Source organism: Chelatococcus sp. XZ-Ab1 (assembly GCF_029309855.1).
Classification (GTDB): Bacteria; Pseudomonadota; Alphaproteobacteria; order Rhizobiales; family Beijerinckiaceae; genus Chelatococcus_A; species Chelatococcus_A sambhunathii.
In genome coordinates, this window is sequence record NZ_JARKII010000014.1 from 26,521 (window position 1) to 50,354 (window position 23,834).

The window sequence follows — 23,834 nt, forward strand, 5'->3', positions numbered from 1 at the left end:
CTCCGGCGAAGCGGGGCAGACCAGGGGGAAGCGCAGACCATGACCGTCGATGGCTTGATGACCGAAGGCCAGGAGCGCGGCCGCGTAACCCTGCAGGTCATCGCCGACAAGCTCTCCCTCTCCACGGCCACCGTCTCGCTCGCCCTACGCGACAGCGCCGTGGTGGCCGAGAGCACCAAGCAGCGCGTGCAGGAACTCGCCCGCGAGCTCGGCTATGTCTACAACCGCAGCGCCGCCAGCCTGCGCACCGCCCGCACCAACATCATCGCGGTCGCCTTCCACGACATCACCAACCCCTATTTCACCGAACTGCTCAGCACGATCGAGGACACGGCGAGCCGCAACGGCCTCACCATCCTGCTAGGCACCTATGCCGAGAGTCTCGAGAAGCAGAACAAGGTCTTCGCGACGCTCCGGGAATATCGGCCGGACGGCATGATCATCTGCCCTGCCGGTGGCACCACGGTCGCCAACCTGCGCATCCTGACGTCAGCGGGCATTCCCGTCGTGCAGGTGTCGCGCGAGGTGCCTGACGCCCCTCTCGACTTCGCCGGCTCCGACGACGCGCGGGGCATGGAGCTGGCGGTCGAGCACCTGCTCGCGCTCGGCCACCGGCGCATTGCGCTCATCGGCGGCAACGAGTTGATCTCGACCGGGCACAACCGCAGGATCGGCTATCGCAACACCCTCGCCCGCCATGGCATCCGCTTCGATCCCGCCCTCGTCGTCGAGGGCTTCGGCACGCGCGAGCTCGGCTTCCGCAGCGTGCAGAGTCTGCTCGGACTTCACGATCCGCCGACGGCCGCCGTCTGCTTCAACGACCTCGTCGCCTTCGGCGCGATGCTCGGCCTGCGCCATGCGGGGCGTGAGGCCGGCGTCGACTTTTCAGTCGTCGGTTGCGACGACGTCGCCGAGGCAGCCCAGTGGTATCCGGCCCTGACGACGGTTCATAACCGCCAGCTCGAAATGGGCCAGAGCGCCGCCGAGCTGCTCATCCGCCGCATTGCCTCACCGCAGGCGGAGGTGCGCCGCGTCCTCCTCGAGCCGCGCCTCGTCGTGCGCAACTCGACCTGCCCGCTGCGGTGACAAGGGGCGGATAGCGAACCGCGGGCCCGGCCATCTCTCGACCCAGCGCCAGCACAACGCACGACCGTCCAGGTTGAGCGACGTATCGTCTGCAACGGCCCGGTGCACGCCCCTCTCGTCATGGCCTGGCGCGTCCCGGCCATCCACGCCTTTGACGTCGCTGATGTTGTCAAGGGCGTGGATGCCCGCGACGAGCGCGGGCATGATGACCAGGCCAGCCGGCCCTATTCCTTCACCGCGCCGGTCATCGACGAGACGTAGTGCTCGACGAAGAAGGAATAGAGGATGACCACCGGCAGGGAGCCGATGAGCGCCCCGGCCATCAGCGACCCCCATTCATAGACGTCCGAGCGCACCAGCTCCGTCAGCACGCCGACCGGCACCGTCTTGTTCTCCGACGAGGCGATGAAGGTGAGCGCGTAGATGAACTCGTTCCACGACAGCGTAAAGGCGAAGATGCCGGCCGAGATCAAGCCCGGCACCGACAACGGCAGCAACACCTTGACGAGGATCTGCCAGCGCGAGGCGCCGTCGATCAGCGCGCATTCCTCGAGCTCGTAGGGGATGGAGCGGAAATAGCCCATCAGCAGCCACGTGCAGAACGGTACGAGGAAGGTCGGATAGGTGAAGATGAGCGCCAGCTTGCTGTCGTATATGCCGAAGTTGAACACCATCAGGGCCAGCGGAATGAACAGGATCGACGGCGGCACCAGATAGGCGAGGAAGATGGCGAGGCCGACGAAGCGCGAGCCCGTGAAGCGCAGCCGCTCGATGGCATAGGCCGCGAACACCGAGGTGACGAGCGACACGAAGGTCGCCGCCACCGCGACGATCATCGTGTTAACCAGCCAGCCCGGATAGGAGGTCTCGAACAGGAGGTAGCGAATGTGGTCGAGCGTCGGGTCGACCACCCAGAAGGGGCTGTAGTTGTTGTAGTCCGTCAGCTGGGCATTCGGTTTGATGGAGGTGATCGCCATCCAGTAGAACGGGAACAGCAAGACGAAGAGGAAGACGAGAAGGGGCAGGTAGACGGTCACGAGTCGCCGCGGCAGGCGCTCGAGATAGCCCATCCCGCCCTCGTCGCCGACGAGGGCCTCGCGGGGCGCCGTGTGGGTTGGAGCGCTCATCGATGTCTCCCTCAATCGGCCCCGCCCTGCTGCCAGCGGCGGCGTTGCAGGCCGAAATAGCTGAACAGGATGGCGGCAAGCAGGAATGGAATCATGGCGACCGCGATAGCCGCGCCCTCGCCCAGCTGCCCACCGGGAATGGCCCGCTGGAAGCTCAGCGTTGCCATGAGATGTGTCGCATTGAGCGGCCCGCCGCGCGTCAGCACGTAGATGAGCTGGAAGTCGGTGAACGTGAACAGCACCGAGAAGGTCATCACAACGGCGATGATCGGCGTCAGCATGGGCAGCGTGATGTGGCGGAAGCGCTGCCATGATGTTGCCCCGTCCAGCGTCGCCGCCTCGTGCAGCGAAGGCGGAATGGTCTGCAGGCCCGCGAGCAGCGAGATGGCGACGAAGGGAATGCCGCGCCAGACATTGGCTGCGATCACCGAGGCCCGCGCATTCGTCGCGTCGCCAAGGAAGTTGATGTTGGAATCGATCAGGCCGATCTTGATTAGCGCCCAGGAGATGATGGAGAACTGCGCGTCGTAGATCCACCAGAAGGCGATCGCCGACAGCACGGTCGGCACGACCCAAGGCAGCAGCACGATGGCGCGGAAGAAGGCCTTGAACGGCAGGCGCTCGTTGAGAAGCAGGGCAAGCCACAGGCCGAGCCCGAATTTCAGCACCGAGGCGACGGTGGTGTACAGGATGGTGTTGAACACCGACAGCCAGAAGATGTGGTCTTCCCACAAGAGCTGGTAATTCTCCAGCCCGACGAAGATGCCCGAGCGGCCGATGCGCGTGTCTGTGAACCCCAGCCAGACACCGAGGCCGAGGGGATAGGTGAGGAAGACCAGCAGGAACGCGGCCGCTGGCAACAGGAACAGGACGCCGAGGACATTATGGTCGTGCGCAAGCCGCGACAGGCTCCAGCGCGATGAGGGGGCGGCCGGGATCGAATCGGCACTGACGGACATACGCCGCTCTCCGGTTTCACAGTGAACGAGACCGCCACGCGGCCGGGTTTGACGGGCCGCGGCGGCCTTGAGGAGGCGGCGGCGGCGCCGCCGCCTCGTGATCGATCAGACGCGGTAGTAGCGGTTGGCGCGCTGCTCGGCGCGCTTGGCCGCATCTTCCGGCGTGCGCTGGCCGGTCGCTGCCTCGGCGAACATGTCGACGAGCACGTAATCCGCCATGACCGCTGCCGAAGCATAGCCGAGCGGCCCGGCATAACCGTTCGGGCGCAGCGTCTCGGAGGCCTTGGCATAGGGCGCGTGCACCGGATCCGACGTCCACACCGGATTGCTGGCGAAGGCCTTCAAGGTCTGGCAGCAATAGGCGCTCGAGCCCTGGATCCAGTTGTTCATCTGGTCGGCCTCGAACATGAACTGCAGATAGGCCTGCGCCGCCTGCGGGAACTTCGTGTACTTGAAGATCACCGCCGTCGTCGTCTGGTGCAGCTCGACAGACTGGCCAACCGGTCCGATCGGCAGGTTGGTCGTCTTGATGTCCGCCGCCATCTCGGCGAGTTTCGGATCGTTCTTGGCGGCGTAGTAGAGCGACACGCCGTTCGCCGTCACCGAGATCTCGCCCGCGAGGAACGCGCGGTTGTTGTTGACGTCGAGCCAGCTCTCCGTGCCGGGGATGAAGGTCTGGTAGAGCTCGCGGGCATATTTCAGCGCCTCGATCGTCTCCGGGCTGTTGATGACGACTTTGCCGTTCTCGTCGACCATCTTGCCGCCATGGCTCCACAGCAGCCAGTGGGCGTAGTTGTTGCCGTCGCCAACGGCCTTGCCGTGCGGGAAGCCCGCCGGGTGGCCCTTGGCCTTCAGTGCCTTGCAGAGCTCGAGGAAGCCCTTGGTGTCCTTCGGAAACTCGCTGAAGCCAGCTTCCTTAACCCAGCTATCGCGATAGCACAGGGCGTTGCCGATGGTGGCGAGCGGCAGGCCGATAAACCGCCCGTCGCGCTTGGCATAGCCCTCGGGGCCAGCGTACCAGCCGCCGTAGCGCGAGCCGAGGTCGTTGGCAAGGTCGGTCACGTCGAGGAGCTTGTCGGGATACTGGTGCGCGTCGTCGAACCACACCCACATGACATCCGGCCCGGAGCCGACATTGGCCGCGACCGCCGCCTTCGGCCGGATGTCTTCCCAGCTCTCCTTGTCGATGCGCACCTCGACGCCGGTGGCTTCCGTGAATTTCTTGGTATTGGCGAGCCAAGCGTCCTCGTCGCCCTTGACGAAGGGTGACCAGCGCAACACCCGCAATGAGGCGCCCTGCTCGGGCGTGAACTTCATGGCGGACTGGGCACGGGCCGGCACGGAGCCGAGCATGGACATGCCGGCAGCGCCGGCGGCAAGGCCGGCGCTGCCGAGAAGCAGATCGCGTCTCGAAATGGTCATGGGCAATCCTCCGATATGATGGGACGCAACTCATGGGCGCGGTGCGGCCGTCCCTTGGCCATTCTGCATGAAGACACCGCCATGCAGCCGCGGCCGCAAGGCCGCGGCCGAAGCCTTACAGGCGCTGACCCGTCTGCGCGTCGAACAGGTGAACGAGCGCGGGATTGGGCGTGAGCGGGATGGTGTCGCCCGGGCCGACGGTGACGCGCTCGCGGAAGACGCCGACAATGTCCTGCCCGCCGAGTTTGGCGAAGACCTGGGTCTCCGAGCCCGTCGGTTCGACGACGACGACCTCGGCCGGGATGCCGTTCGCCTCGTCAATAACGAAATGCTCTGGCCGGATGCCATAGACGGCCGGACGCCCGTCTGCACCGGCCGGCGCCGTAGCCAGCGGCAGCTCGAGGCCGCCCTCTGTCCTGAAGACCGCCTTGCCGTTAGCCGTGATGCTGCCCTTGATGAAGTTCATGGCCGGCGAGCCGATGAAGCCGGCGACGAACATGTTGGCGGGCCTGTCGTAGAGCTCGAGCGGCGCGCCCATCTGCTCGACGATGCCGTCGTGCATGACAACGATCTTGTCGGCCATGGTCATGGCCTCGATCTGGTCATGCGTGACGTAGACCGTCGTGGTCTTCAGGCGCTGGTGCAGTTCCTTGATCTCGGTGCGCATCTGCACACGCAGCTTGGCATCGAGGTTCGACAGCGGCTCGTCAAAAAGGAAGACCTGCGGGTCGCGTACGATGGCGCGGCCCATGGCGACGCGCTGGCGCTGGCCGCCCGAGAGCTGGCGCGGATAGCGGTCAAGCAGATGGCCGAGGCCGAGGATGTCGGCCGCCTTCTTGACACGGGCCTCGATCTCGCTCTTGGGTGCGTTCCGCAGCTTGAGCGAGAAGGCCATGTTATCCGCCACCGTCATGTGCGGATAGAGCGCGTAGTTCTGGAAAACCATGGCGATGTCCCGCTCCTTCGGCGGCACATCGTTCACGACGCGTTCGCCAATGCGGATTTCGCCGCCGGTCACGTTCTCGAGGCCGGCCACCATCCGCAGCAGGGTCGACTTGCCGCATCCGGAAGGGCCGACGAGAATCACGAACTCGCCGTCCACGATGTCGATCGACACGCCGTGGATGACCTGGGTCGCGCCAAACGCCTTGCGCACGTCTCGAATTTCAACCGATGCCATTTAAGTCGACCGTCCCTGTTCGAGCGGCGCCACCGGCCGCATCACCACTTTCCCCGATGCCTTCCACGGAAGGCATCAGGACACGCGAGATCGTTCGTCAAACGCAATCGCTACGCAAGACGAAAACCCGCTCATCGCGAAAAGCTGAGATGACGCGCACCGGTTGCGCACGCTGTCCCCTCCCCTGGGCCCGCGAAGGCTGTTCCCCCCATCGCCGGTATCCGGCAATTCTTGGCGTGCCGCGTCGGCGGCATCCTTGTTCACCCAACGCTAGCCGCGTCTCAACTTGAATTCAATCGTTTAAACGCTTAAGCCCGACGAAACCGAACGACAGCCAGGGAAACGCGCCCGTGAGCAAGCCCGACATTCTCCTCGTCCGCCCCATCATGCCTCTCATCGAGGATGGACTGACGCAGCACTTCACCTTGCACAAGCTCGCCCAGGTCGCGGACGAGGCAGCCTTCTTCCGCGAGGTAGGCCCGCGCATCCGCGGTGTCGCGGCCGGTGGCGCCGGCAAGGCCGACAGGGCACTGATCGAGAAGCTACCGGCGCTCGAGATCATCGCCAATTTCGGCGTCGGCTATGACGGCATCGACGTGAAGGCGGCAGCCGAGCGTGGCGTCATCGTCACCAACACGCCAGACGTGCTCACGGACGAGGTGGCGGACCTCGCACTCGGTCTGCTTCTCGCCACCGTGCGCCAGATTCCGCAGGTGGACCGTTATCTGCGCGCCGGCAAGTGGCTGGAGAAGCCCTATCCGCTCACCGCCACGCTGCGCGAGCGCAAGGTCGGCATCCTCGGCCTCGGTCGCATCGGCAAGGCCATCGCCGAGCGTTGCGCCGCCTTCGGCCTTGACATCGCCTACCACGGCCGCAGCCGCCAGGCGGACGTGCCCTACCGCTATTACGACAACCTCCTCGCCATGGCACGCGACGTCGACGTGCTGATGGTGGTCGCGCCGGGCGGGACGGCGACGCATCACATCGTCAATGCCGAGGTGCTGGAGGCGCTCGGCCCGGACGGCATCCTCATCAATGTCGGCCGCGGCAGCGTCGTCGACGAGAAGGCGCTGATCGCCGCCCTGCGGGACCGCAAGATCCTCTCCGCCGGCCTCGACGTCTTCGAGGACGAGCCGCGCGTGCCGGCCGAGCTCATCGCCATGGATCACGTGGTGCTGCTGCCCCACGTCGGCTCCGCCTCGGTCTACACCCGCAACGCCATGGGCCAGCTCGTCGTCGACAACCTTGTGTCCTGGTTCGAGGGCAAGGGCCCGAAGACGCCGGTCGCCGAGACGCCCTGGCCGCGGAAGTGACGCGCAGCTGAACTCATCGAGCAGCGCAGCCGCCAGAGGGCCCTGTCCCCCTCCCCCCCCGCTTGCGGCGAGGAGGGGCTAGGAGTGGGGGGGCGCCGACGCTCGTCACGAGCATGCCGGCAATCCCCGACCAGCAACGCTCTCTCCCAACTTTCAATCGGCGACCGCCGGCCTGCGGCATCGCCCCGCCCCTCCCCACCGCTTCGTGGGGGAAGGCGCGACCGGGGGCGTTCGAGTCAGGCCTTCCTCGCCCGCCACGGGCGCTTGATGCCCCACGGCTGTTCGGTCGAGATAAAATGCCACCGTTTCCCCACGTCTTGGCCGGGCCTATCCCGGCCATCTTCGCCGTTGACGTTGCTCAGCCGGCAAAGACGTGGGTGCCGGCGGCCAGCGCGGGCCTGACCACATCGAAGAATGCCAGCTTGCGTGCTCCTTCCCGTCACACCCCCAGTTTGCCACCGAGCTCATCCTCGATATGCACGCGGATGATGTCGTCGAAGGACGCCTCCGCCTTGAAGCCGAGGGAGAGGGCGCGGCTGGCATCGAAGTTGCGCGGCCAGCCAGCGACAATCTTCATGATGCCCGGATCCGGCTCGTGCCTGACCAGCGCCACCGCCTTGTCGCCGGCGATGCGCCGCAGCGCCTCGAGCTGCTCGCCCACGGTCACGGAGAGGCCCGGCATGGTGAGGTTGCGACGCGGCCCCACCTTTTCGCCCTCGATGGTCGCGGCGTGGATGAGGAAGCCGACGGCCGAACGCGGGCTCGCGTGCCAGTGGCGCACGTCCTCGCCCACGGGCAGCACCGCCTCGATACCGGACAGCGGCTCGCGAATGATGTTGGAGAAGAAGCCCGACGCCGCCTTGTTCGGCTTGCCCGGCCTGACGCAGATCGTCGGTAGGCGGATGCCGATGCCGTCGAAGAAGCCACGGCGGGTGTAATCCGCAAGGAGCAGTTCGCCGATCGCCTTCTGCGCGCCGTAGCTCGTCAGCGGCGTGGTGAAGAACTCGTCGCCGATCGCGTCGGGGAAGGGCGCGCCGAACACCGCGATCGAGGAGGTGAAGACGAGGCGCGGCACATAGCCCTCGATCGCGCGCACCGCGTCGAAGAGATAACGCGTGCCGTCGAGATTGATGCGGTAGCCCTTGTCGAAATCCGCCTCCGCCTCGCCGGAGACGATGGCCGCGAGATGGAAGATGACATCCGGTCGCTCGGCCACCAGCTTCTCGGCTTCGCCCGGCTGAGAGAAATCGGAGGCGAGCGTCTTCACGGCGAAAGGCGCACCCGCCGGGACGGGCGGCTCCACGATGTCGTGCAGCGTGGCGCGCGTGATCGTCTTGCCGCCGAGCGCTCCGTCTCGGACCAGCCGTTCCGTGAGCTTGCGGCCGACCATGCCCGCCGCGCCGATGATGAGGATATGCATGACCTGGGGTTCCTTTGCATTGCGGTAGGGACGGAGCCCCTCCCCCTTGCGGGGAGAGTTGGGGTGCGGTCGCGACGCAAGAGCCATGAAGCCCTGCATGCTGCACCACCCCCTCCCTACCCTCGGAGAGGGAACGGGATGCGCTCGCCCCGTTAGACCAATCGTCGTTCAGAGCGCGAAGCCGCCGTCGGCGAGATGGATCTGGCCCGTCGTGAAGGCCGACTCGTCGGAGGCGAGATAGACTGCGAGAGCGGCGATCTCTTCCGGCTTGCCGAGCCGGCCCATCGGCTGGCGGTCGATGAAGGCCTGCCGGACGGCTTCCACGCTCTGGCCGGTCTCGCGCGCCAGGGTCGCGATGCGCTCGTCGAGCGAGGGTGATTCGATGGTGCCGGGGCAGATGGCGTTGGCGCGCACGCCCTTGCGGATGAAGTCGGCCGCCAGCGCCTTGGTGAGGCCGACGACCGCCGCCTTGCTGGCACCATAGACATAGCGGTTGGGGATGCCGCGCACGGAGGAGGCACCCGAGGCGATGTTGACGATGGAACCGGCGCCCTTCTCCAGCATACCGGGCAGGAATGCGCGCACCGTGCGATGCATCGACTTCACGTTGAGGTCGAAGGAGAAATCCCAGTCCTCTTCCGAGCATTCCAACACCGAGCCGTGGTGGACATAGCCGGCCGCGTTGAGCAGCACATCCACCGGGCCGACGGCGCGCGCCAGCGCCTCGACGGCAGCGGTCGAGCGCACATCGAGTTTGCTGCAGCGCGCGCCCGCAAGACCGGCGAGCTTGGTCTCGTCGAGATCGGTCGCGACGACTTGGGCTCCCTCGCGCAGGAAGGCCTCGGCGCAGGCCCGGCCGATGCCCTGCCCTGCCGCCGTCACGACACATGTCTTGCCCGATAGGCGTCCAGCCACTTGCGTTACTCCCTAGATTGTCGCTTGAGATTTCTTCTGAAAAGCGGCGAGCGGGACGCGCTGGCGCCCCGCGGCGTCGAAATTGTCGGGCGACAGCCAGCCCTCGAAGGCCGCCTTGCGCGCCGGCCACTCTCTGTCGAGCATCGCGAACCAGGCGGTATCGCGGTTCTTTCCCTTGACGATCATGTGCTGGCGGAAGATGCCCTCGAAGGTGAAGCCGAAGCGCTCGGCTGCCCGACGCGAGGCGGCATTGGCCGCGTTGCACTTCCACTCGAAGCGGCGGTAGCCGAGATCGTCGAAAACATGCTTCGCAAGAAGATAGATCGCCTCCGTCGCCGCAGGGGTGCGCTGCAGCGCCGGCGAGAAGACGATGTTACCGACCTCGACGACCCCGTGGGCGGGGCGGATCTCCATCAGCGTCGCGAGCCCCACGGCCCGTCCCGTGCCGCGGTCGATCACGGTGAAATAGAACGGGTCGCTCAGCTCCGCCCGCCCCTCGAGCCAGAGGCCGAAAGCCTCCGCATCGGCGAAGGGGCCGTAGGCCATGTAGTCCCAGAGGCTGTCGTGGCCGGCGACGGCCGCCCACAGGTCGGCCGCATGCCGCCGCGCGTCAAGCGGCGCGAGAACGACCGTGCGCCCCTCGTGCTCTCGCCGCGGCGGCAGGCCGCGCGCCGGGCCGATGACCGGAGCGTTCATCGCGTCGGCCTCCGCCCGTGCGCCAGGTCGTCGCGAAAGAAGCCGTTGATCTCGTCGAAGGGCACGGCCTCGGCGAGCGCGTCGAAGCGCCCGGTCGCCGCGACACTGCGCGCCGCCTGCATGAAGGCGCCCCAGGCAACCCGGCACAAGGCCGAGCCGCCGCTGAGGCGCTTGACGCCGAGGGCCGAAAAATCGTCGACGCCCATGGTCGTGCCGGCGGGAATGAGCACGTTGACGGGCTTGGGCGCCACGGCCTCCACGATGGCGCGGATCTGCTCGGGCGTCCTGCAGCCCGGCGCATAGAGGCAATCGGCCCCGGCCTCGGCATAAGCCACGAGCCGGCGGATGGATTCGTCGAGCGGCGCCGCATGGCCGACGAGCCAGCACTCCGCCCGCGCCGTCAACACGACGCCCTTGCCGGCCTCGTCGATGGCCGCACGCGCCGCCGCGATCCGTTCCTGCGCGAGGCTGAGGTCATAGAGTGGACGCGACGGCTCTCCCGTCGCGTCCTCGATGGAGAGGCCCGCGACGCCGGTGTCGACGCACAGCCGCACATTCTTGGCGACGTCGCCCGGCTCGTGCGCATAGCCCGATTCGAAATCGGCGTTCACCGGCACGTCCACGGCTTCGACGATCTCGCGGATATGAGCCAGCATCGCATCGCGCGGCACGGCCCAGTCGGTGTCCGGGAAGCCCTGCGAGAAGGCGACGCCCGCGCTCGTCGTCGCGAGCGCCTTGAAGCCGAGGCTCTGCAAGAAGCGTGCGGTGCCCACGTCCCACGGGTTCGGCATGACGAAGGTGCCGCCGGCCTCGTGCAGCCGGCGGAATGCGTGGCGGCGGTCGTGGATGGAGCTCACTGGTCTCTCCGTCGGGAAAGGCGAGCCGTGTGAACGACGTCAATGGTTGTCGCGCGGCACCCCGAAGGTCTGGGAGACCTTTTGATATTTCACCGCCGGTTTCAGCACCATGCCCTCCGAGAGCTGATCGACCATGGCGCGCTGGATCTCCTGCCAGGGCGTCTGGCTGGCGGGATAGGGATAGCCGCCGTTCTTCTCGAGCTCCGCCCGGCGGGCGGCAAGCTCTTCGCCGGAGATGAGGATGTCGGCTGTGCCCTTGCGCAGGTCGACGCGCACCCGGTCGTTGGTCCTGAGCAGTGCCAGGCCGCCACCCGCCGCCGCTTCCGGCGAGGCGTTGAGGATCGACGGGGAGCCCGACGTGCCGGACTGACGCCCGTCGCCGATGCAGGGCAGCGAGGTGATGCCCTTCTTGAGGAGATAATCCGGCGCCTGCATGTTGACGACCTCAGCCGCCCCGGGATAGCCGATGGGCCCGGCGCCGCGCATGAAGAGCATGCAATGCTCGTCGATGCCGAGAGCCGGATCGTCGATGCGCCTGTGGTAATCCTCCGGCCCGTCGAAGACGATGGCCCGCCCTTCGAAGGCGTCGGGGTCGCTCGGATTCGACAGGTAGCGGTCGCGGAACTCCTTCGAGATCACGCTCGTCTTCATGATCGCCGAATCGAACAGGTTGCCCTTCAGCACGATGAAGCCGGCATCCTGCATCAGCGGGTTGTCGAAGCTGCGGATGACGTCGCGGTCCTCCGCCTCGCGCCCACGGCAGTTCTCGCCGATGGTCCTGCCGTTCACCGTGAGCGCGCTCTCGTGGATAAGACCATGCTTCATCAGTTCGTTGACCACCGCCGGCACGCCGCCGGCGCGGTGATATTCCTCGCCGAGATATTTGCCGGCCGGCTGCAGGTCGACGATCAGCGGCACCTTGTGCCCCACCGTCTCCCAGTCCTCCACGCTCAGCGGCACACCAATGTGCTTGGCGATGGCATTGATGTGGATCGGCGCATTGGTCGAGCCGCCGATGGCCGAATTGACCACGATGGCGTTCTCGAAGGCCTCGCGCGTCAGGATGTCGGAGGGCTTCAGGTCTTCCCATACCATCTCGACGATGCGCTTGCCGGTCTCGTAGGCAATCTGCCCGCGCTCGCGGTAGGGTGCCGGGATCGCGGCACAGCCCGGCAGGCTCATGCCGAGCGCCTCGGCCAGCGAGTTCATGGTCGAGGCCGTGCCCATGGTGTTGCAGTGCCCGACGGACGGCGCCGAGGAGGCCACGAGCTCGATGAACTTCTCGTAGTCGATCTTGCCCTCGGCAAGCAGCTCGCGCGCCTTCCACACCACGGTGCCGGAGCCCGTGCGCTCGCCGCGGAACCAGCCGTTGAGCATCGGCCCGCCGGAGAGCACGATGGCGGGGATGTTCACCGTCGCCGCCGCCATGATGCAGGCCGGCGTCGTCTTGTCGCAGCCCGTCGTCAGCACCACGCCGTCGAGCGGATAGCCGTAGAGCACTTCGACGAGGCCGAGATAGGCGAGGTTGCGGTCGAGCGAGGCGGTCGGACGCTTGCCCGTCTCCTGGATGGGATGGACGGGGAATTCCATCACCACGCCGCCGGCCGCACGGATACCCTCGCGCACCCGGTGCGCCAGATCGAGATGGTGGCGGTTGCAGGGCGAGAGGTCCGAGCCCGTCTGGGCGATGCCGATGATGGGCTTGCCCGACTGCAGTTCCTCGCGCGTCAGGCCGTAGTTGAGGTAGCGCTCGAGATAGAGCGCCGTCATGCCCGGATTGTCGGGATTGTCGAACCACAGGCGCGAGCGCAGCTGCGATTTGTCCCGGGATTGCGCAGTCATGTGGCGTTGTCCTTCCCGTCTCACGCCTTTTTGGCAAGGCGCTATAAAACCGATTTAGCCGTTTGATTTCCCTGCCAGCATCGCCCTAAATGCAGCGGAAAATCAATCGCTGAACGGATGCGCTGGAGGCAGGGCTCGGTTGCCTCACGCTGGCAACAGGCGGGGGACGCGAGGGGTGGGGAGCGATCGGAGGGGGCGCAGCGGCCGAACCATGCGGCTGTTCGCGGCGGTGTTCGCCGTCGCCGTGCTGGCCTGCGCCGGTCCGGTCCTGGCGGCCTGTCCCGAGCGGCCGGCGTGCCGCGGCTGCGGCTGCAAGGGCGGCCCCGGCTACCGCGGCCCGGACGGCCGCTGCGTCGGCTTTCGCGACCTCGCGAAGGTCTGCGGATCGCAACCGGAGCGCCGATGCACTTTCGAGAACGCCCCGGGCACGGGCGCCAACCGCGCCTGCGCCCTCGGCAAGCAGATGAACAACCGGGACATCAACTGAAGATCTAGGGAGTGAGAATGCTCAGGATCGTCGACGCCTTCGGGCGTATAGGAGAGGAAAACGCCTTCGCCGTGCTGGCCCGCGCCACCGCGCTCGCCGCCGAGGGGCGCGACATCATCAACCTCGGCATCGGCCAGCCGGATTTCCCGACCCCGCCCCACATCGTCGAGGCGGCCGTCAAGGCCCTGCGCGACGGCCACCACGGCTATACGCCGGCCACCGGCATCCTGCCGCTGCGCGAGGGCGTCGCCGCCGACATCCACCGCCGCCTCGGCGTCTCCGTCTCGCCCGACGAGGTGCTGATCGTACCCGGCGGCAAGGTCACCATGTTCATGGCGATCCTCATGTTCGGCGAGCCGGGGGCCGAGATCCTCTATCCCGATCCCGGCTTTCCCATCTACCGCTCGATGATCGAGTTCACCGGGGCGACGCCCGTTCCGGTGCCGATCCGCGAGGAGAACGGCTTTGCCTTCTCCGCCGAGGAGACCCTGTCGCTGATCACGCCGCGGACGCGCCTCCTCATCCTCAATTCCCCCGCCAACCCCACCGGCGGCGTCACGCCCAAGGCCGAGATCGACCGGCTCGTCGCCGGCCTTGCCGACCACCCGGACGTCGCCGTGATGTCGGACGAGATCTACGGCCAGATGACCTATGACGGCGAGAGCCATGTGTCGCTGCTTGCCTATCCCGAGATCCGCGACCGCCTGATCCTGCTCGACGGCTGGTCGAAGACCTATGCCATGACCGGCTGGCGCATGGGCTTCTCGGTCTGGCCGAAGCCGCTCTACGAGGCGGCGCGCAAGCTCGCGGTCAATTCCTATTCCTGCGTCAATGCCGCCGCGCAATGGGCGGGGCTCGCCGCCCTCACCGGGCCGCAGGATTGCGTGGGAGAGATGGTGGCCGAGTTCGACCGGCGGCGGAAGGTCGTCGTCGAGGGCCTCAACAAGCTGCCGAACGTCTCCTGCGCCACGCCGAAGGGCGCGTTCTATGCCTTCCCGAACGTCTCGCGCACGGGCTGGAAGGCGAAGGCGCTCGCCTCAGCCCTTCTCGAGGAGGCGGGCGTCGCCGTCATCGGCGGGCCGGACTTCGGCGTCCATGGCGAGGGCTTCATCCGCCTGTCCTATGCCAACTCGACCGAGAACATCTTGAAGGCGCTCGAGCGCATGGGCGACTTCCTCGCCTCGCGCAAGGCGGCGTGACAAGCCTGCCTCGCTCAACGGCGGAGCGTAGCCTCCCCGCCCGTCATGGCCGGGCTTGTCCCGGCCATCCACCCCTTTTCACCCCTGCGCGAGCGTCACGGCGTGGATGCCCGCGACAAGCGCGGGCATGACGGCTGAGAGCGCCGGACAGTCTTGTCAGCGCCCCGCCCCGTGTCTGCGCGCGCCCCTACGCCTTCGCCGCCGTCGCCGCCGCGTCGATATGGGCGATAAGCGCCTTGTCGAGGCCGAGCGCGTCGCCGAGCTGGGTCAGGAACGTCTTTTCCTCGAAGGTGTCCGGCTCGATCGTGAGGCGCGCCGCCGTGTAGATCTCGCTCGCCAGTTCCGGCGTCCGCGCGGCGGCAGCGAGCGTCGTGATCGGGGCGGGATTGGCGAATTCGTTGTCGAGGAACTGCGTCGCCTCGATGTCGAAGCCCGCCTGCTTCAGCCCGCCGATGATGCGGCCGCGCTCGACCGTATCGACGTGCCCGTCCGCAGCCGCCGCGGCGATCATCGCCCTCAGCAGCACGAGCGCCGTGTCCTGCGAGGCGCCCTCGACGCTGAAGGGCGACTGCGACGGCGGCGGCAGCATCTGCACTCCGCCGTTTTGCGCACCGGCCGAGGCGGCCGGCTGCTGCCCGGCCTTCCAGTTGCGGTAGGCGGTATAGGCGAGGCCACCGATCAGTGCGAGGCCGCCGATCTTCGCGGCCGAGCCGGCGAGCTTGCGGCCGGATTTCGAGCCCATCAGCAGGCCCGCGAGGCCGCCGATGACGGCGCTCGCCGCCATGTTGCCCTGCGGCGTGTTGAGATAGCCCATCGCCTTCTCGGCGATGTTGCCGTCCACCCCCGGTGCTCCGGGGCGTCCGGCTGCGCCTGCACCGCCCGTGAACTGCCCGAGCACTTCGTTCAGCATGCTACCGAGGCCGGCATCCCCCTGCCTGGCGGTATTGCCGCCGGCAGCCGCCGAACCGACCAGCGCGTCGAGAAGCTTCTTGGCGTCGAACATCCCTCTCTCCCTGTTGCGGGCGCTGCTCGCCGCCCTCTCCTTCCGGCAGGTAGGATCGCCCGGCGACGAATGCCAGATGGGTACTGCTTCGAAGGGCGACAAATCCCACCGGCGGGACAGCCGGCTTCCGCCGCCTCACGTCGGCGGGCCCGGGAGCGGCAGTCCGGCCGCCTCCTTCAGTGTCTCGAGCACGATTTCCGAGCGCACACGAGCGACGCTCGGATCCGGCAACAGGACGTCGTTGATGACGAGCGACAGCTCGCCAAGGTCCGCGACTGCGAGCTTGATGAGATAATCAGCCTCGCCGGTCAGGGCATGGCCCTCGAGCACGCTTGGTGTCCGGCGCACCAGGTCCCGGAAGCGCCGCGCATTGTCGCGCGAATGGGTATTGAGCGTCACGTGGACGAAAACGGTGACGCCGAGGCCGAGCCGGCGCCCGTCGAGATCGACCCGGTAGCCGCGGATGATCCCGGCCTCCTCCAGCTTCTGGCGCCGCCGCGATACCTGCGAGGCCGACAGGCCGACGCGCTCGGCGAGCCCCGCATTGGTCAGCGAGGCATCGCCCTGCAACGCGTGGAGGAGACGCCAGTCAAACCCGTCGAGCGCGATCGCTTCCTGCATCCATCCTCCGTTTCATGCACCAAACTAGCATCATTGCCGACCTCGATGCCGCCGTTTGCAAGCACCTTGCGCCGATCATGCGTCATTCTGTCTTCCATAGCCAGAGAGGAGACAACAGCATGGGACCCTTCCCGCATGACGCCGGACCGGCCGTCATCGATGCTTCCAATCCCATGGGCACCGACGGCTTCGCCTTCGTCGAGTTTGCCCATCCCGAGCCTGAGAGGCTCGCCGATCTCTTCAAGAAGATGGGCTTTGCCCCTGTCGCCCGGCACAAGAGCCGGGCGGTGACGCTATGGCGCCAGGGCGACGTCTGCTATCTCGCCAATGACGAACCGGCAAGCTATGCTGCGGCCTTCAAAGCCGAGCACGGCCCCTGCGCTGTCGGCATGGGCTGGCGCATGGTCGATCCCGCCTTTGCACGCGACCGCGCGCTCTCGCTCAATGCCAAGCCCGTACGCGAGGACCGCGGACCGCTCGCGCTCGATGCACCGGCGATCGAAGGCATCGGCGGCTCGGTCATCTATTTCGTCTCCAACAAGGGCGACGACTGGATGGCCGATTTCGAGCGGTTGCCAAGTTCCGAAAAGAAGCCCGCGGGCGTCGGGCTCTATTACATCGACCATCTCACCCACAACGTGCACCGCGGGCGCATGGACGTGTGGGCGAGCTTCTACGAGAAGCTTTTCAACTTCAAGGAGATTCGCTTCTTCAACATCGAGGGCAAGCTGACCGGCCTCATCAGCCGTGCCATCACCAGCCCATGCGGCAAGATCCGCATCCCGATCAACGAATCCGTCGATGACAAGAGTCAGATCGAGGAATATTTGAAGGATTACAAGGGCGAGGGCATCCAGCACATCGCGTGCGGCTGCCGCGACATCTACGAGAGCGTCGAGCGCCTGAGGGCAAACGGCCTGCCCTTCATGCCCTCACCGCCCGCCACCTATTATGAGAAGGTGGACGCGCGTGTGCCTGGCCACGGCGAGGACGTGGAGCGGCTGAAGAAGGACGGCATCCTCATCGACGGCGAGGGCGCGGTGAAGGTTGGCGCGCGCGGTGGCAGCATGACGCGCGTGCTCCTGCAGATCTTCTCCGGCACAGTGCTCGGGCCGATCTTCTTCGAGTTCATCGAGCGCAAGGGCGACGAAGGCTTCGGCGAGGGCAACTTCCGCGCCCTCTTCGAATCGATCGAGGAAGACCAGATCCGCCGCGGCGTACTGAAGGTGCCGGACGCGGCGGAATAATATCGAAAACCACGCTTCCAGCGTCATGGCCGGGCTTGTCCCGGCCATCCACGCTCTTGAAGCTGCACGACCTCGCAGGCGTGGATGCCCGCGACGAGCGCGGGCATGACGCTGTGACTCAAGACCGTCGACACGAGAGGGGTCCTGTCGGCCATCGCCTTGCCCGATCGGCCCCGCGCTCCGTCTCGGCTATTCCGCCGGCGTCGCACCCGCCGCAGAGCCGCCACCGGCCGGTCCGGCCTTACGCTCGCGCCGGCGGGCGCGGCGCGCGTCGCGCCAGGCGGCGAGATTGGCGATGGCCATGAGGGCGGCCGGCGTGACGATGAGCGTCAGGATCGTTGCAAAGCCGAGGCCGAAGACAATGGCCGTCGACAGGTGCACCCACCACTGCGTCGACGGCGCCCCGACAAAGACGTCGCGCGTCACGAAGTCGATGTTGACCCCGAAGGCGATCGCCGCAACACCGAGCACCGCCGTCACCGCTGTCAGCACCACCGGCCGGGCACGCTCGCGGCAGGTCTCGATGATGGCGTCATAGGCCGTCCAGCCTTCGCGCCTCAACCGGTCGTAGGTGTCGATCAGCACGATGTTGTTGTTCACGATGACGCCTGCATTGGCAATGACGCCGATGCCGGTCATCACCACGCCGAAGGCCTGGCCCATAATCATGAGGCCGACGAGCACCCCGATGGTCGACAGGATGACGGCCGTCAGCACCAGGAGGACGCTGGTGAACTTGTTGAACTGCGCGAGCAGGATGGCGAAGATCAGGAACAACGCCGCGCCGAAGGCCTTCATCAGGAAGGCGCCGGCCTTCTCGCGCTCCTCGTCCTCACCCTTCATCTTGAAGGAGATGCCGTCGCCGAAATTCTCCCTGGCGAGCGCCTCCATCACCGCCTGCTGAACCTGGGCGGTCTGCACTCCCTCGGCGACGTTGGCCGTCACCGTCACGACGCGCTGGGCATTGACGCGATTGATGAGGCCGACCTTCTGGTCCGGCGTGCGCGTGACGAAATTGCCGATCGGGACATAGCCCGAAGGCGTGTTCATCCGGAGGTCGTCGAGCTGGTCGATGCTGCGTCGGTCTTCCGGAAAGCGCACGAGGATGTCGACCGACTTGTCGGTGTTGTCGGGCCGGTATTCCGCGATCTTCACGCCGTTCGTGACAAGCTGCACGGCCGTACCGACGGAGGAGGGATTGGCGCCGTACTTGGCGGCTTCGGCCTTGTCCACGTCGAGCCGCCAGTCGATGCCCGGCAGCGGCAGCCCGTCGTCCACGTCGCGCGTGTCCGGCATGGCACGCAGCATGTCGGCCACCCGCACGGCGGTGGGGAACAGCTTCTCGGGATCGAGAGAGGTGATCTGCAGCGTGATGGGCTTGCCCGTCGGCGGACCGGCTGCGGGCTTCGTCACCTCGATGATAACGCCCGGAATGTCCGCGGTTTTCTGGCGGATCTCCTCCATGATGACGGAAGCCGGCCGCCGCTCGCGCCAATCTACGAATTCGAACTGGATGGTACCGACCGTGTCCTCGGTCACCTCGTCGGAGCCGCGCTGGCCTTCGCCGGCGCGCGCATAGACGGTCTCCAGCTCCTTCATGCCGAGCAGCGTCTCCTCCACCTGCCGCACGAGCCTGTCCTTCTCGGCGATGGAGAGATTGCCGCGCGCGCGCACCTGCACCAGAGCATAGTCCGGCTCCACCTCCGGGAAGAACTCCACGCCGTTGCCGAAGCGCCCATAGGCCTGGATGACGCCGACCAGCAGCAGCACCGCGAGCCCGAGCGTCGCGAGGGGATGTTTCAGGGCAACGCGCACGGTGCGCATGTAGAAGCCCCTTTCCGCCGCACGCTCGTCCTTGATCTCGGTGGCCCGGCCCATGATGGCGCCGAGAGTCGGGGTGAAGAACAGGGCGACCGCAAGCGACGCCGAGAGCGTGGCGATCAGCGTCAGTGGAAGGAATTTCATGAACTCCCCGACGATGCCGGGCCAGAACATCAGCGGCGAGAAGGCGGCGACGCGCGTCGCCGTGGCGGCGATCACCGGCCCGGCCATGCGCTTGGCGGCGAGCGAATAGGCCGCCTTCGCCGGCATCCCTTCGGCCATGCGCCGCTCTGCGAATTCCGAGACGATGATCGCATCGTCGACCAGCATGCCGACGGCGAGGATGAGCGAGAACAGGACGACGATATTGACCGTCAGCCCCGCGAGCTGCAGGCCGAGGATGCCGGCGAGGAACGAAGCCGGAATGGCGATGCCGATGAAGATCGACGCACGGCCGCCGAGCACAAAGAGCATGATGATGACGACGAGCAGCACGGCCGTGATGACACTGTTCTGCAGCTCGTGCAGCATCGTACGGATGTCTTTCGACTTGTCCTGCGTGAACGCCACTTCCACGGTCGACGGCCAGGTCTTCTGCAGATTCGCCATCGTCTGCTTGACGGCATCCACCGTCTCGATGAGGTTGGCGCCGGTGCGCTTGACGATCTCGAGCGTCATGGCCGGCTTGCCGTTGATGCGCGTGATCGATGTCGCATCCTTGAAAGTCGGCCGCACCTCGGCGACGTCGCCGAGCGTGACGACGGCAGATGGCGTCGCCGCCACCGGGAACTTCAGCACATCCTCCGGCCGTTCAATGAGCGAAGGCACCTTCACCGCGAAGCGCCCCGACGCGCTCTCGATGGCGCCCGCAGCAACGAGGCTATTGCCGGCGGAAAACGATTGTACCAGCGCGTCGAGCGAGATGCCGTAGCTCTTCATCAGCATCGGCTCGGCGATGATTTCAACCACTTCGTCCCGCGCGCCGCGCAGGTCGGCCGAGAGCACGCCCGGCAGTTGCTCGATCGCTGTCTCGGCCTGACGTGCGAGCTGCAGCAGTGTCCGCTCCGGCACATTGCCTCCGAGCGCCACCACGAGCACCGGAAAGAGCGAGAGATTGACCTCCTGCACCTTCGGCTCGTCCGCCTCACGCGGCAGGTCGCTCTTGGCGTCGTCTACCTTGGCACGCACGTCGGCGAGCGCCGCATTGGAATCGAAACCCGCCTCGAACTCGACCAGCACGTAGCCGCCGCCCTCGTAGGACGCCGCCCGCATCTCCTTGACGTGCGACACCGACTTGAGCTGCGTCTCGAGCGGCCGCAGGATGAGCCGCTCCGCATCCTGCGGGCTGATGCCGCGCTGGGTGACGCTGACATAGATGATCGGGACCTTGACGTCCGGCTCCGCTTCCTTCGGGATGGACAGATAGGCTGAAAAGCCGGCGATGAGCAGGAACGCCAGCGTCGCAAGCGTCAGCCTGGCGTGGGAGATGGCATAATCGACAGGATTGGCCATGGACCCGGTCCCCGAACGTTACAGGCGGAACGGCCGCTCGCGCCGTCCGGCCATTGAAGATGCATGATGGCCCCGAAACGCCAGCCGGCGGGCCGGATACAGGCAGTCGCGCGGGCCTCAGCCCTTGCTGACCATTGCCGCTGGCGCCTCGACGGGCGCCACGCGCTGGCCTTCCTTGACGAAATCCTGCCCCTGGACAATGACGCGCTGGCCGGTCTGAAGGCCGCCGAGCCACACCTTCTCAAGCCCGTCCTCGATGATCGTGACGGGCACGAAGGCCACCTCATCGCCAGCGCCGACGACGCGCACCCCAAGCCGCCCCTCGGCCGAGAAGGTCAGCGCCGAGCGCGGCACATGCGCGGCCGGCTGGGGCGCGAGCTCCAGCACCACCTCGCAGGTCACGCCGTCGGGCAGCCGCCCATCGGCATTGGCAAGCTCGATGTCGACGCGGTAGGTCCGGGTCTGCTGACTTGCTGCCGCCGAGATGAAGCGCACGCGCCCGGTGGCCTCGACGCCGTTCACCGTCTTGACCTTCGCCGTATCGCCAACCGTGATGCCGCCGAGCTGGCGCTCGGCAATCTCGACCACGGCAAGCATGGGATCGAGGCTGATGATCTCGGCCACCTTGGCGCCGACCTGCAGCGGCTGGCCGGCCTCCACCGGCACCTCGATGACGATGCCGTCGATGGGGGCACGCACCTGGTTCTTGCTGAGCTCCGTCTCGGCCTGGGCAAGCGAGGCCTCGGCCGCACGCAGCTCTGCCTCGAGTTGCGGCTTCTGCAACGGGGCGAGATTGCCCTGCTCGATCAAAGTAAGCCGCGCCCTAAGCTCGACGCGACGCTGCTCGAGCTTGGCCTTGGCTTGCGCCACTAGAGCCTCGCGTGCCTCGTCGGAAATGACGGCGAGGACGTCGCCGGTCTTGACGCGCGCGCCGCGTCGCACGTTGAGCTGATCGATGGTGCCATCGGCGCGGGCCGTCACATTGACGCGCCGGTCCGCCTCGGTCCGGCCGGACAGGACGACGCGCCGCGCATGGTCCTCCACCGTCGCCGGCAGCACCGCGACGCGAAAGAGCGCCGACGCCTGCTTCTCGACCTGCGGTGCAAGCGCCGCGGTCTGCTCGCCGTCGCGGCCGAACACGCCCGATCCGATCCACGCGACGGCGCTGATCAGGATGACGCCGGCAAGAACTCGACTGGCCTTCATGAGGACGCCTCCGCGCCGCAACCGCCTTGTGACAGACAAATGTGTCCCTTCAACAAGGCACCAAGGATTGTGAGAACATGACGGACCTCCCGCTCGGCGTCGAAATCCGGCAGGAGAGCCCGGCGTACGAACAGCCCATCGGCAAGCGTTGCGATCAGCACCGCAATGTCACGCGCCTCGCTTTGCGTCGAGACCGAGCCATTTGCCTGCGCCGCGGCGATCAGGTCGGTCAGGCGCGTGATGAGGTCGTGCTCGAACTCCCGCGCCGTTGCGGCCACCTCGTGGTTGCGGGTGGCCTCCGCCCAGATCTCGAGGCACAGAACCGCCCTTTCGCGCGGCTCGTCCTCGAAGTGCTTGCGCCCCAGTTCACGGAAGGCGGCGATGAAATCGTCCCCCGCACCGATGACGGACAGGTCGGAGGCCATCTCCGCCCGGTCCCGCTCCGTCAGGCCCGCGACGATCGCGCCCTTTGAGCGGAAGTACCGGTAGAGATTGCCCGCACTCATGCCTGCCTCGGCGGCAACGTCCTGCATCGTCGTGCGATGAAAGCCGCTGCGGACGAAACACCGCTCGGCCGCATCGAGGATACGCGAGCGCCTGTCAGCGCTGCCCTCGCCCTCGGCCGAACGCTCCCATAGGTCGCTACCCAACACTCACCCGATGAGAATGAACATTCATTCTCCTATGAATCGGGACCGGGCCCCTGTCAAGCTGATGGACGCTTCCGGGATGGTAGCGGCGGCACGTTGTCCGCTCCGAAATGGAAAAAGCGCCCTCTGAGGGGCGCTTTCCCGTGTGCGGTCCGGGTCACGGCGGTCACGCAGCGCGGCGCTCGTGCCGGCCCTCGCGGATCTCCTCCGCGAGCTTGCCGCAGAAGGCGTCGAGGTCGCCGGGATTGCGGCTGGTGACGAGGCCCTGGTCCGTGACCACTTCGCTGTCCTCCCACTTGCCGCCGGCATTGATCACGTCGGTCTTGATGGACTTGTAGGATGTGACGCGACGATCGCGGATGACGCCGGCCTCGATCAGCAGCCACGGCGCATGGCAGATGGCACCGATCACCTTCTTGTCGGTCCAGAAGCTCCTGATGAAGGCGAGCGCCTTCGTTTCGACGCGCAGCAGGTCGGGGTTGATCTGCCCGCCGGGCAGCACCAGCGCGTCGTAGTCCTGCGGCCGGACCTCCTCGAGGGTCTTGTCGACCGGCACCGGGCGGCCCCAGTCGCTCTTGTCCCACCCCTTGATCTCGCCGGCCTTAAGCGAAACCACGTGAACCTCGGCACCCGCCTGGCGCAGCTTGTCGCGCGGCACCTCGAGCTCCGACTGCTCGAAGCCGTTCGTTGCGAGAATTGCGACGCGCTTGCCGGAAATATCCTGCATCTGTCTTCTCCCTTTCGTTGTCGGGGACAGTCTTCGAACGAAGCGCGGCCACCTTCGTTCCGCGGCGAAGGGCGAGATGCGCCGCAGGAACCCGCGCGACGATGTCGCAGCCTGCCGCGGCGACACCCACTGGCCGGCGGGGCGCGAGGCGCTAACGTATCGGCCCCGCGATTTTCGACTGAAGGGCGACCCGATGAGCGACAGCCGCACCGTTCTCCTGTTCTCCTACGGCACCCTGCAGCAGGAGAACGTGCAGCTCGCCTCCTTCGGCCGGCTGCTCGACGGCAGCGACGATGCCATGCCGGGATACCGGCAATCCTTCGTCGAGATCACCGATCCGGAGGTCGTCCGCACCAGCGGCAGCCGCTTCCACCCCATCGTCGCGCCCACCGGTGACCCGGCCGACCGAGTCCCCGGCAAGGTCTTCGCCATCACCGAGGCCGAGCTGGCGGCCGCCGACGCCTACGAGGTGGCGGACTACCGGCGCATCCTCGTGCGCCTCGCCTCCGGCCGCGAGGCCTGGGTCTACGTCAAGGCCTGACCT

Annotated in this window: 21 protein-coding genes; 6 read left to right on the top strand and 15 right to left on the bottom strand. The window is 66.8% G+C overall.

Features of this window, described 5'->3' with window-relative positions:
* The first annotated feature begins 39 nt into the window (after positions 1–39).
* Entirely contained in the window at positions 40–1,086 is a 1,047-nt protein-coding gene (locus P2T65_RS18205) for a LacI family DNA-binding transcriptional regulator (RefSeq protein ID WP_055457787.1), read from the top strand.
* Between the two features lie 224 nt (positions 1,087–1,310).
* On the opposite strand, the gene P2T65_RS18210 is transcribed toward P2T65_RS18205, so the two are convergent.
* The 4 genes from P2T65_RS18210 to ugpC all read right to left on the bottom strand — a co-directional run bounded on the left by P2T65_RS18210 (position 1,311) and on the right by ugpC (position 5,774).
* Positions 1,311–2,213, bottom strand: coding sequence for a carbohydrate ABC transporter permease (locus tag P2T65_RS18210; RefSeq protein WP_055457788.1), 903 nt, complete (start codon positions 2,211–2,213; stop codon positions 1,311–1,313).
* A gap of 11 nt (positions 2,214–2,224) precedes the next feature.
* Positions 2,225–3,172 (bottom strand): sugar ABC transporter permease, encoded by a 948-nt coding sequence (locus P2T65_RS18215; RefSeq protein WP_055457789.1) that lies wholly within the window; start codon positions 3,170–3,172, stop codon positions 2,225–2,227.
* Between the two features lie 105 nt (positions 3,173–3,277).
* Positions 3,278–4,594, bottom strand: coding sequence for an ABC transporter substrate-binding protein (locus tag P2T65_RS18220; RefSeq protein ID WP_055457790.1), 1,317 nt, complete (start codon positions 4,592–4,594; stop codon positions 3,278–3,280).
* Positions 4,595–4,709: 115 nt separating this feature from the next.
* Entirely contained in the window at positions 4,710–5,774 is a 1,065-nt protein-coding gene (ugpC, locus tag P2T65_RS18225; protein WP_055457791.1) for a sn-glycerol-3-phosphate ABC transporter ATP-binding protein UgpC, read from the bottom strand.
* Between the two features lie 350 nt (positions 5,775–6,124).
* Between ugpC and P2T65_RS18230 the strand changes: the two genes are divergently transcribed.
* The gene (locus P2T65_RS18230; RefSeq protein ID WP_198300586.1) at positions 6,125–7,087 is read left to right on the top strand and encodes a 2-hydroxyacid dehydrogenase; all 963 of its coding nucleotides are present in this window, start codon (positions 6,125–6,127) and stop codon (positions 7,085–7,087) included.
* 439 nt (positions 7,088–7,526) lie between these two features.
* Here P2T65_RS18230 and denD read toward each other — a convergent pair whose 3' ends face one another.
* The 5 genes from denD to P2T65_RS18255 form a co-directional block, all read right to left on the bottom strand.
* Entirely contained in the window at positions 7,527–8,507 is a 981-nt protein-coding gene (gene denD, locus P2T65_RS18235; RefSeq protein WP_055457792.1) for a D-erythronate dehydrogenase, read from the bottom strand.
* A 168-nt stretch (positions 8,508–8,675) separates the two neighbouring features.
* Positions 8,676–9,422 carry an SDR family oxidoreductase gene (locus P2T65_RS18240; RefSeq protein WP_063187002.1) on the bottom strand — a complete coding sequence of 249 codons (747 nt, stop codon included), beginning with the start codon at positions 9,420–9,422 and terminating at the stop codon, positions 8,676–8,678.
* Positions 9,423–9,434: 12 nt separating this feature from the next.
* Entirely contained in the window at positions 9,435–10,118 is a 684-nt protein-coding gene (locus tag P2T65_RS18245) for a GNAT family protein (RefSeq protein WP_055457794.1), read from the bottom strand.
* Positions 10,115–10,975 (bottom strand): isocitrate lyase/phosphoenolpyruvate mutase family protein, encoded by an 861-nt coding sequence (locus tag P2T65_RS18250; RefSeq protein ID WP_063187004.1) that lies wholly within the window; start codon positions 10,973–10,975, stop codon positions 10,115–10,117. The genes P2T65_RS18245 and P2T65_RS18250 overlap by 4 nt, the downstream gene beginning before the upstream one ends.
* Positions 10,976–11,014: 39 nt before the next feature.
* Complete coding sequence (locus tag P2T65_RS18255) at positions 11,015–12,817, bottom strand: IlvD/Edd family dehydratase (RefSeq protein WP_071924176.1); 1,803 nt, start codon at positions 12,815–12,817, stop codon at positions 11,015–11,017.
* 211 nt (positions 12,818–13,028) lie between these two features.
* Between P2T65_RS18255 and P2T65_RS18260 the strand changes: the two genes are divergently transcribed.
* The gene (locus P2T65_RS18260) at positions 13,029–13,304 is read left to right on the top strand and encodes a hypothetical protein (protein ID WP_276200440.1); all 276 of its coding nucleotides are present in this window, start codon (positions 13,029–13,031) and stop codon (positions 13,302–13,304) included.
* A gap of 17 nt (positions 13,305–13,321) precedes the next feature.
* Positions 13,322–14,503 (top strand): pyridoxal phosphate-dependent aminotransferase, encoded by a 1,182-nt coding sequence (locus tag P2T65_RS18265; protein ID WP_276200441.1) that lies wholly within the window; start codon positions 13,322–13,324, stop codon positions 14,501–14,503.
* Between the two features lie 187 nt (positions 14,504–14,690).
* On the opposite strand, the gene P2T65_RS18270 is transcribed toward P2T65_RS18265, so the two are convergent.
* Positions 14,691–15,506, bottom strand: coding sequence for a DUF533 domain-containing protein (locus P2T65_RS18270; RefSeq protein ID WP_063187012.1), 816 nt, complete (start codon positions 15,504–15,506; stop codon positions 14,691–14,693).
* 135 nt (positions 15,507–15,641) lie between these two features.
* Positions 15,642–16,127 carry an Lrp/AsnC family transcriptional regulator gene (locus P2T65_RS18275; RefSeq protein ID WP_055457800.1) on the bottom strand — a complete coding sequence of 162 codons (486 nt, stop codon included), beginning with the start codon at positions 16,125–16,127 and terminating at the stop codon, positions 15,642–15,644.
* A gap of 119 nt (positions 16,128–16,246) precedes the next feature.
* Between P2T65_RS18275 and hppD the strand changes: the two genes are divergently transcribed.
* Positions 16,247–17,374 carry a 4-hydroxyphenylpyruvate dioxygenase gene (hppD, locus tag P2T65_RS18280; RefSeq protein ID WP_055457801.1) on the top strand — a complete coding sequence of 376 codons (1,128 nt, stop codon included), beginning with the start codon at positions 16,247–16,249 and terminating at the stop codon, positions 17,372–17,374.
* 189 nt (positions 17,375–17,563) lie between these two features.
* Here hppD and P2T65_RS18285 read toward each other — a convergent pair whose 3' ends face one another.
* From P2T65_RS18285 to P2T65_RS18300, 4 genes are all read right to left on the bottom strand, one after another.
* Positions 17,564–20,707, bottom strand: coding sequence for an efflux RND transporter permease subunit (locus P2T65_RS18285; RefSeq protein WP_055457802.1), 3,144 nt, complete (start codon positions 20,705–20,707; stop codon positions 17,564–17,566).
* Positions 20,708–20,824: 117 nt separating this feature from the next.
* Entirely contained in the window at positions 20,825–21,913 is a 1,089-nt protein-coding gene (locus P2T65_RS18290) for an efflux RND transporter periplasmic adaptor subunit (RefSeq protein WP_055457803.1), read from the bottom strand.
* Complete coding sequence (locus tag P2T65_RS18295; RefSeq protein ID WP_276200442.1) at positions 21,910–22,563, bottom strand: TetR/AcrR family transcriptional regulator; 654 nt, start codon at positions 22,561–22,563, stop codon at positions 21,910–21,912. Before P2T65_RS18295 ends, P2T65_RS18290 begins: the two co-directional genes overlap by 4 nt.
* A gap of 166 nt (positions 22,564–22,729) precedes the next feature.
* Positions 22,730–23,290, bottom strand: coding sequence for a type 1 glutamine amidotransferase domain-containing protein (locus P2T65_RS18300; protein WP_055457805.1), 561 nt, complete (start codon positions 23,288–23,290; stop codon positions 22,730–22,732).
* 76 nt (positions 23,291–23,366) lie between these two features.
* Here P2T65_RS18300 and P2T65_RS18305 point away from each other — a divergent pair, with 76 nt between their 5' ends.
* A complete protein-coding gene (locus P2T65_RS18305; protein ID WP_276200443.1) occupies positions 23,367–23,831 on the top strand; it encodes a gamma-glutamylcyclotransferase family protein in 465 nt (154 codons plus the stop codon).
* The last annotated feature ends 3 nt before the right edge of the window (positions 23,832–23,834 follow it).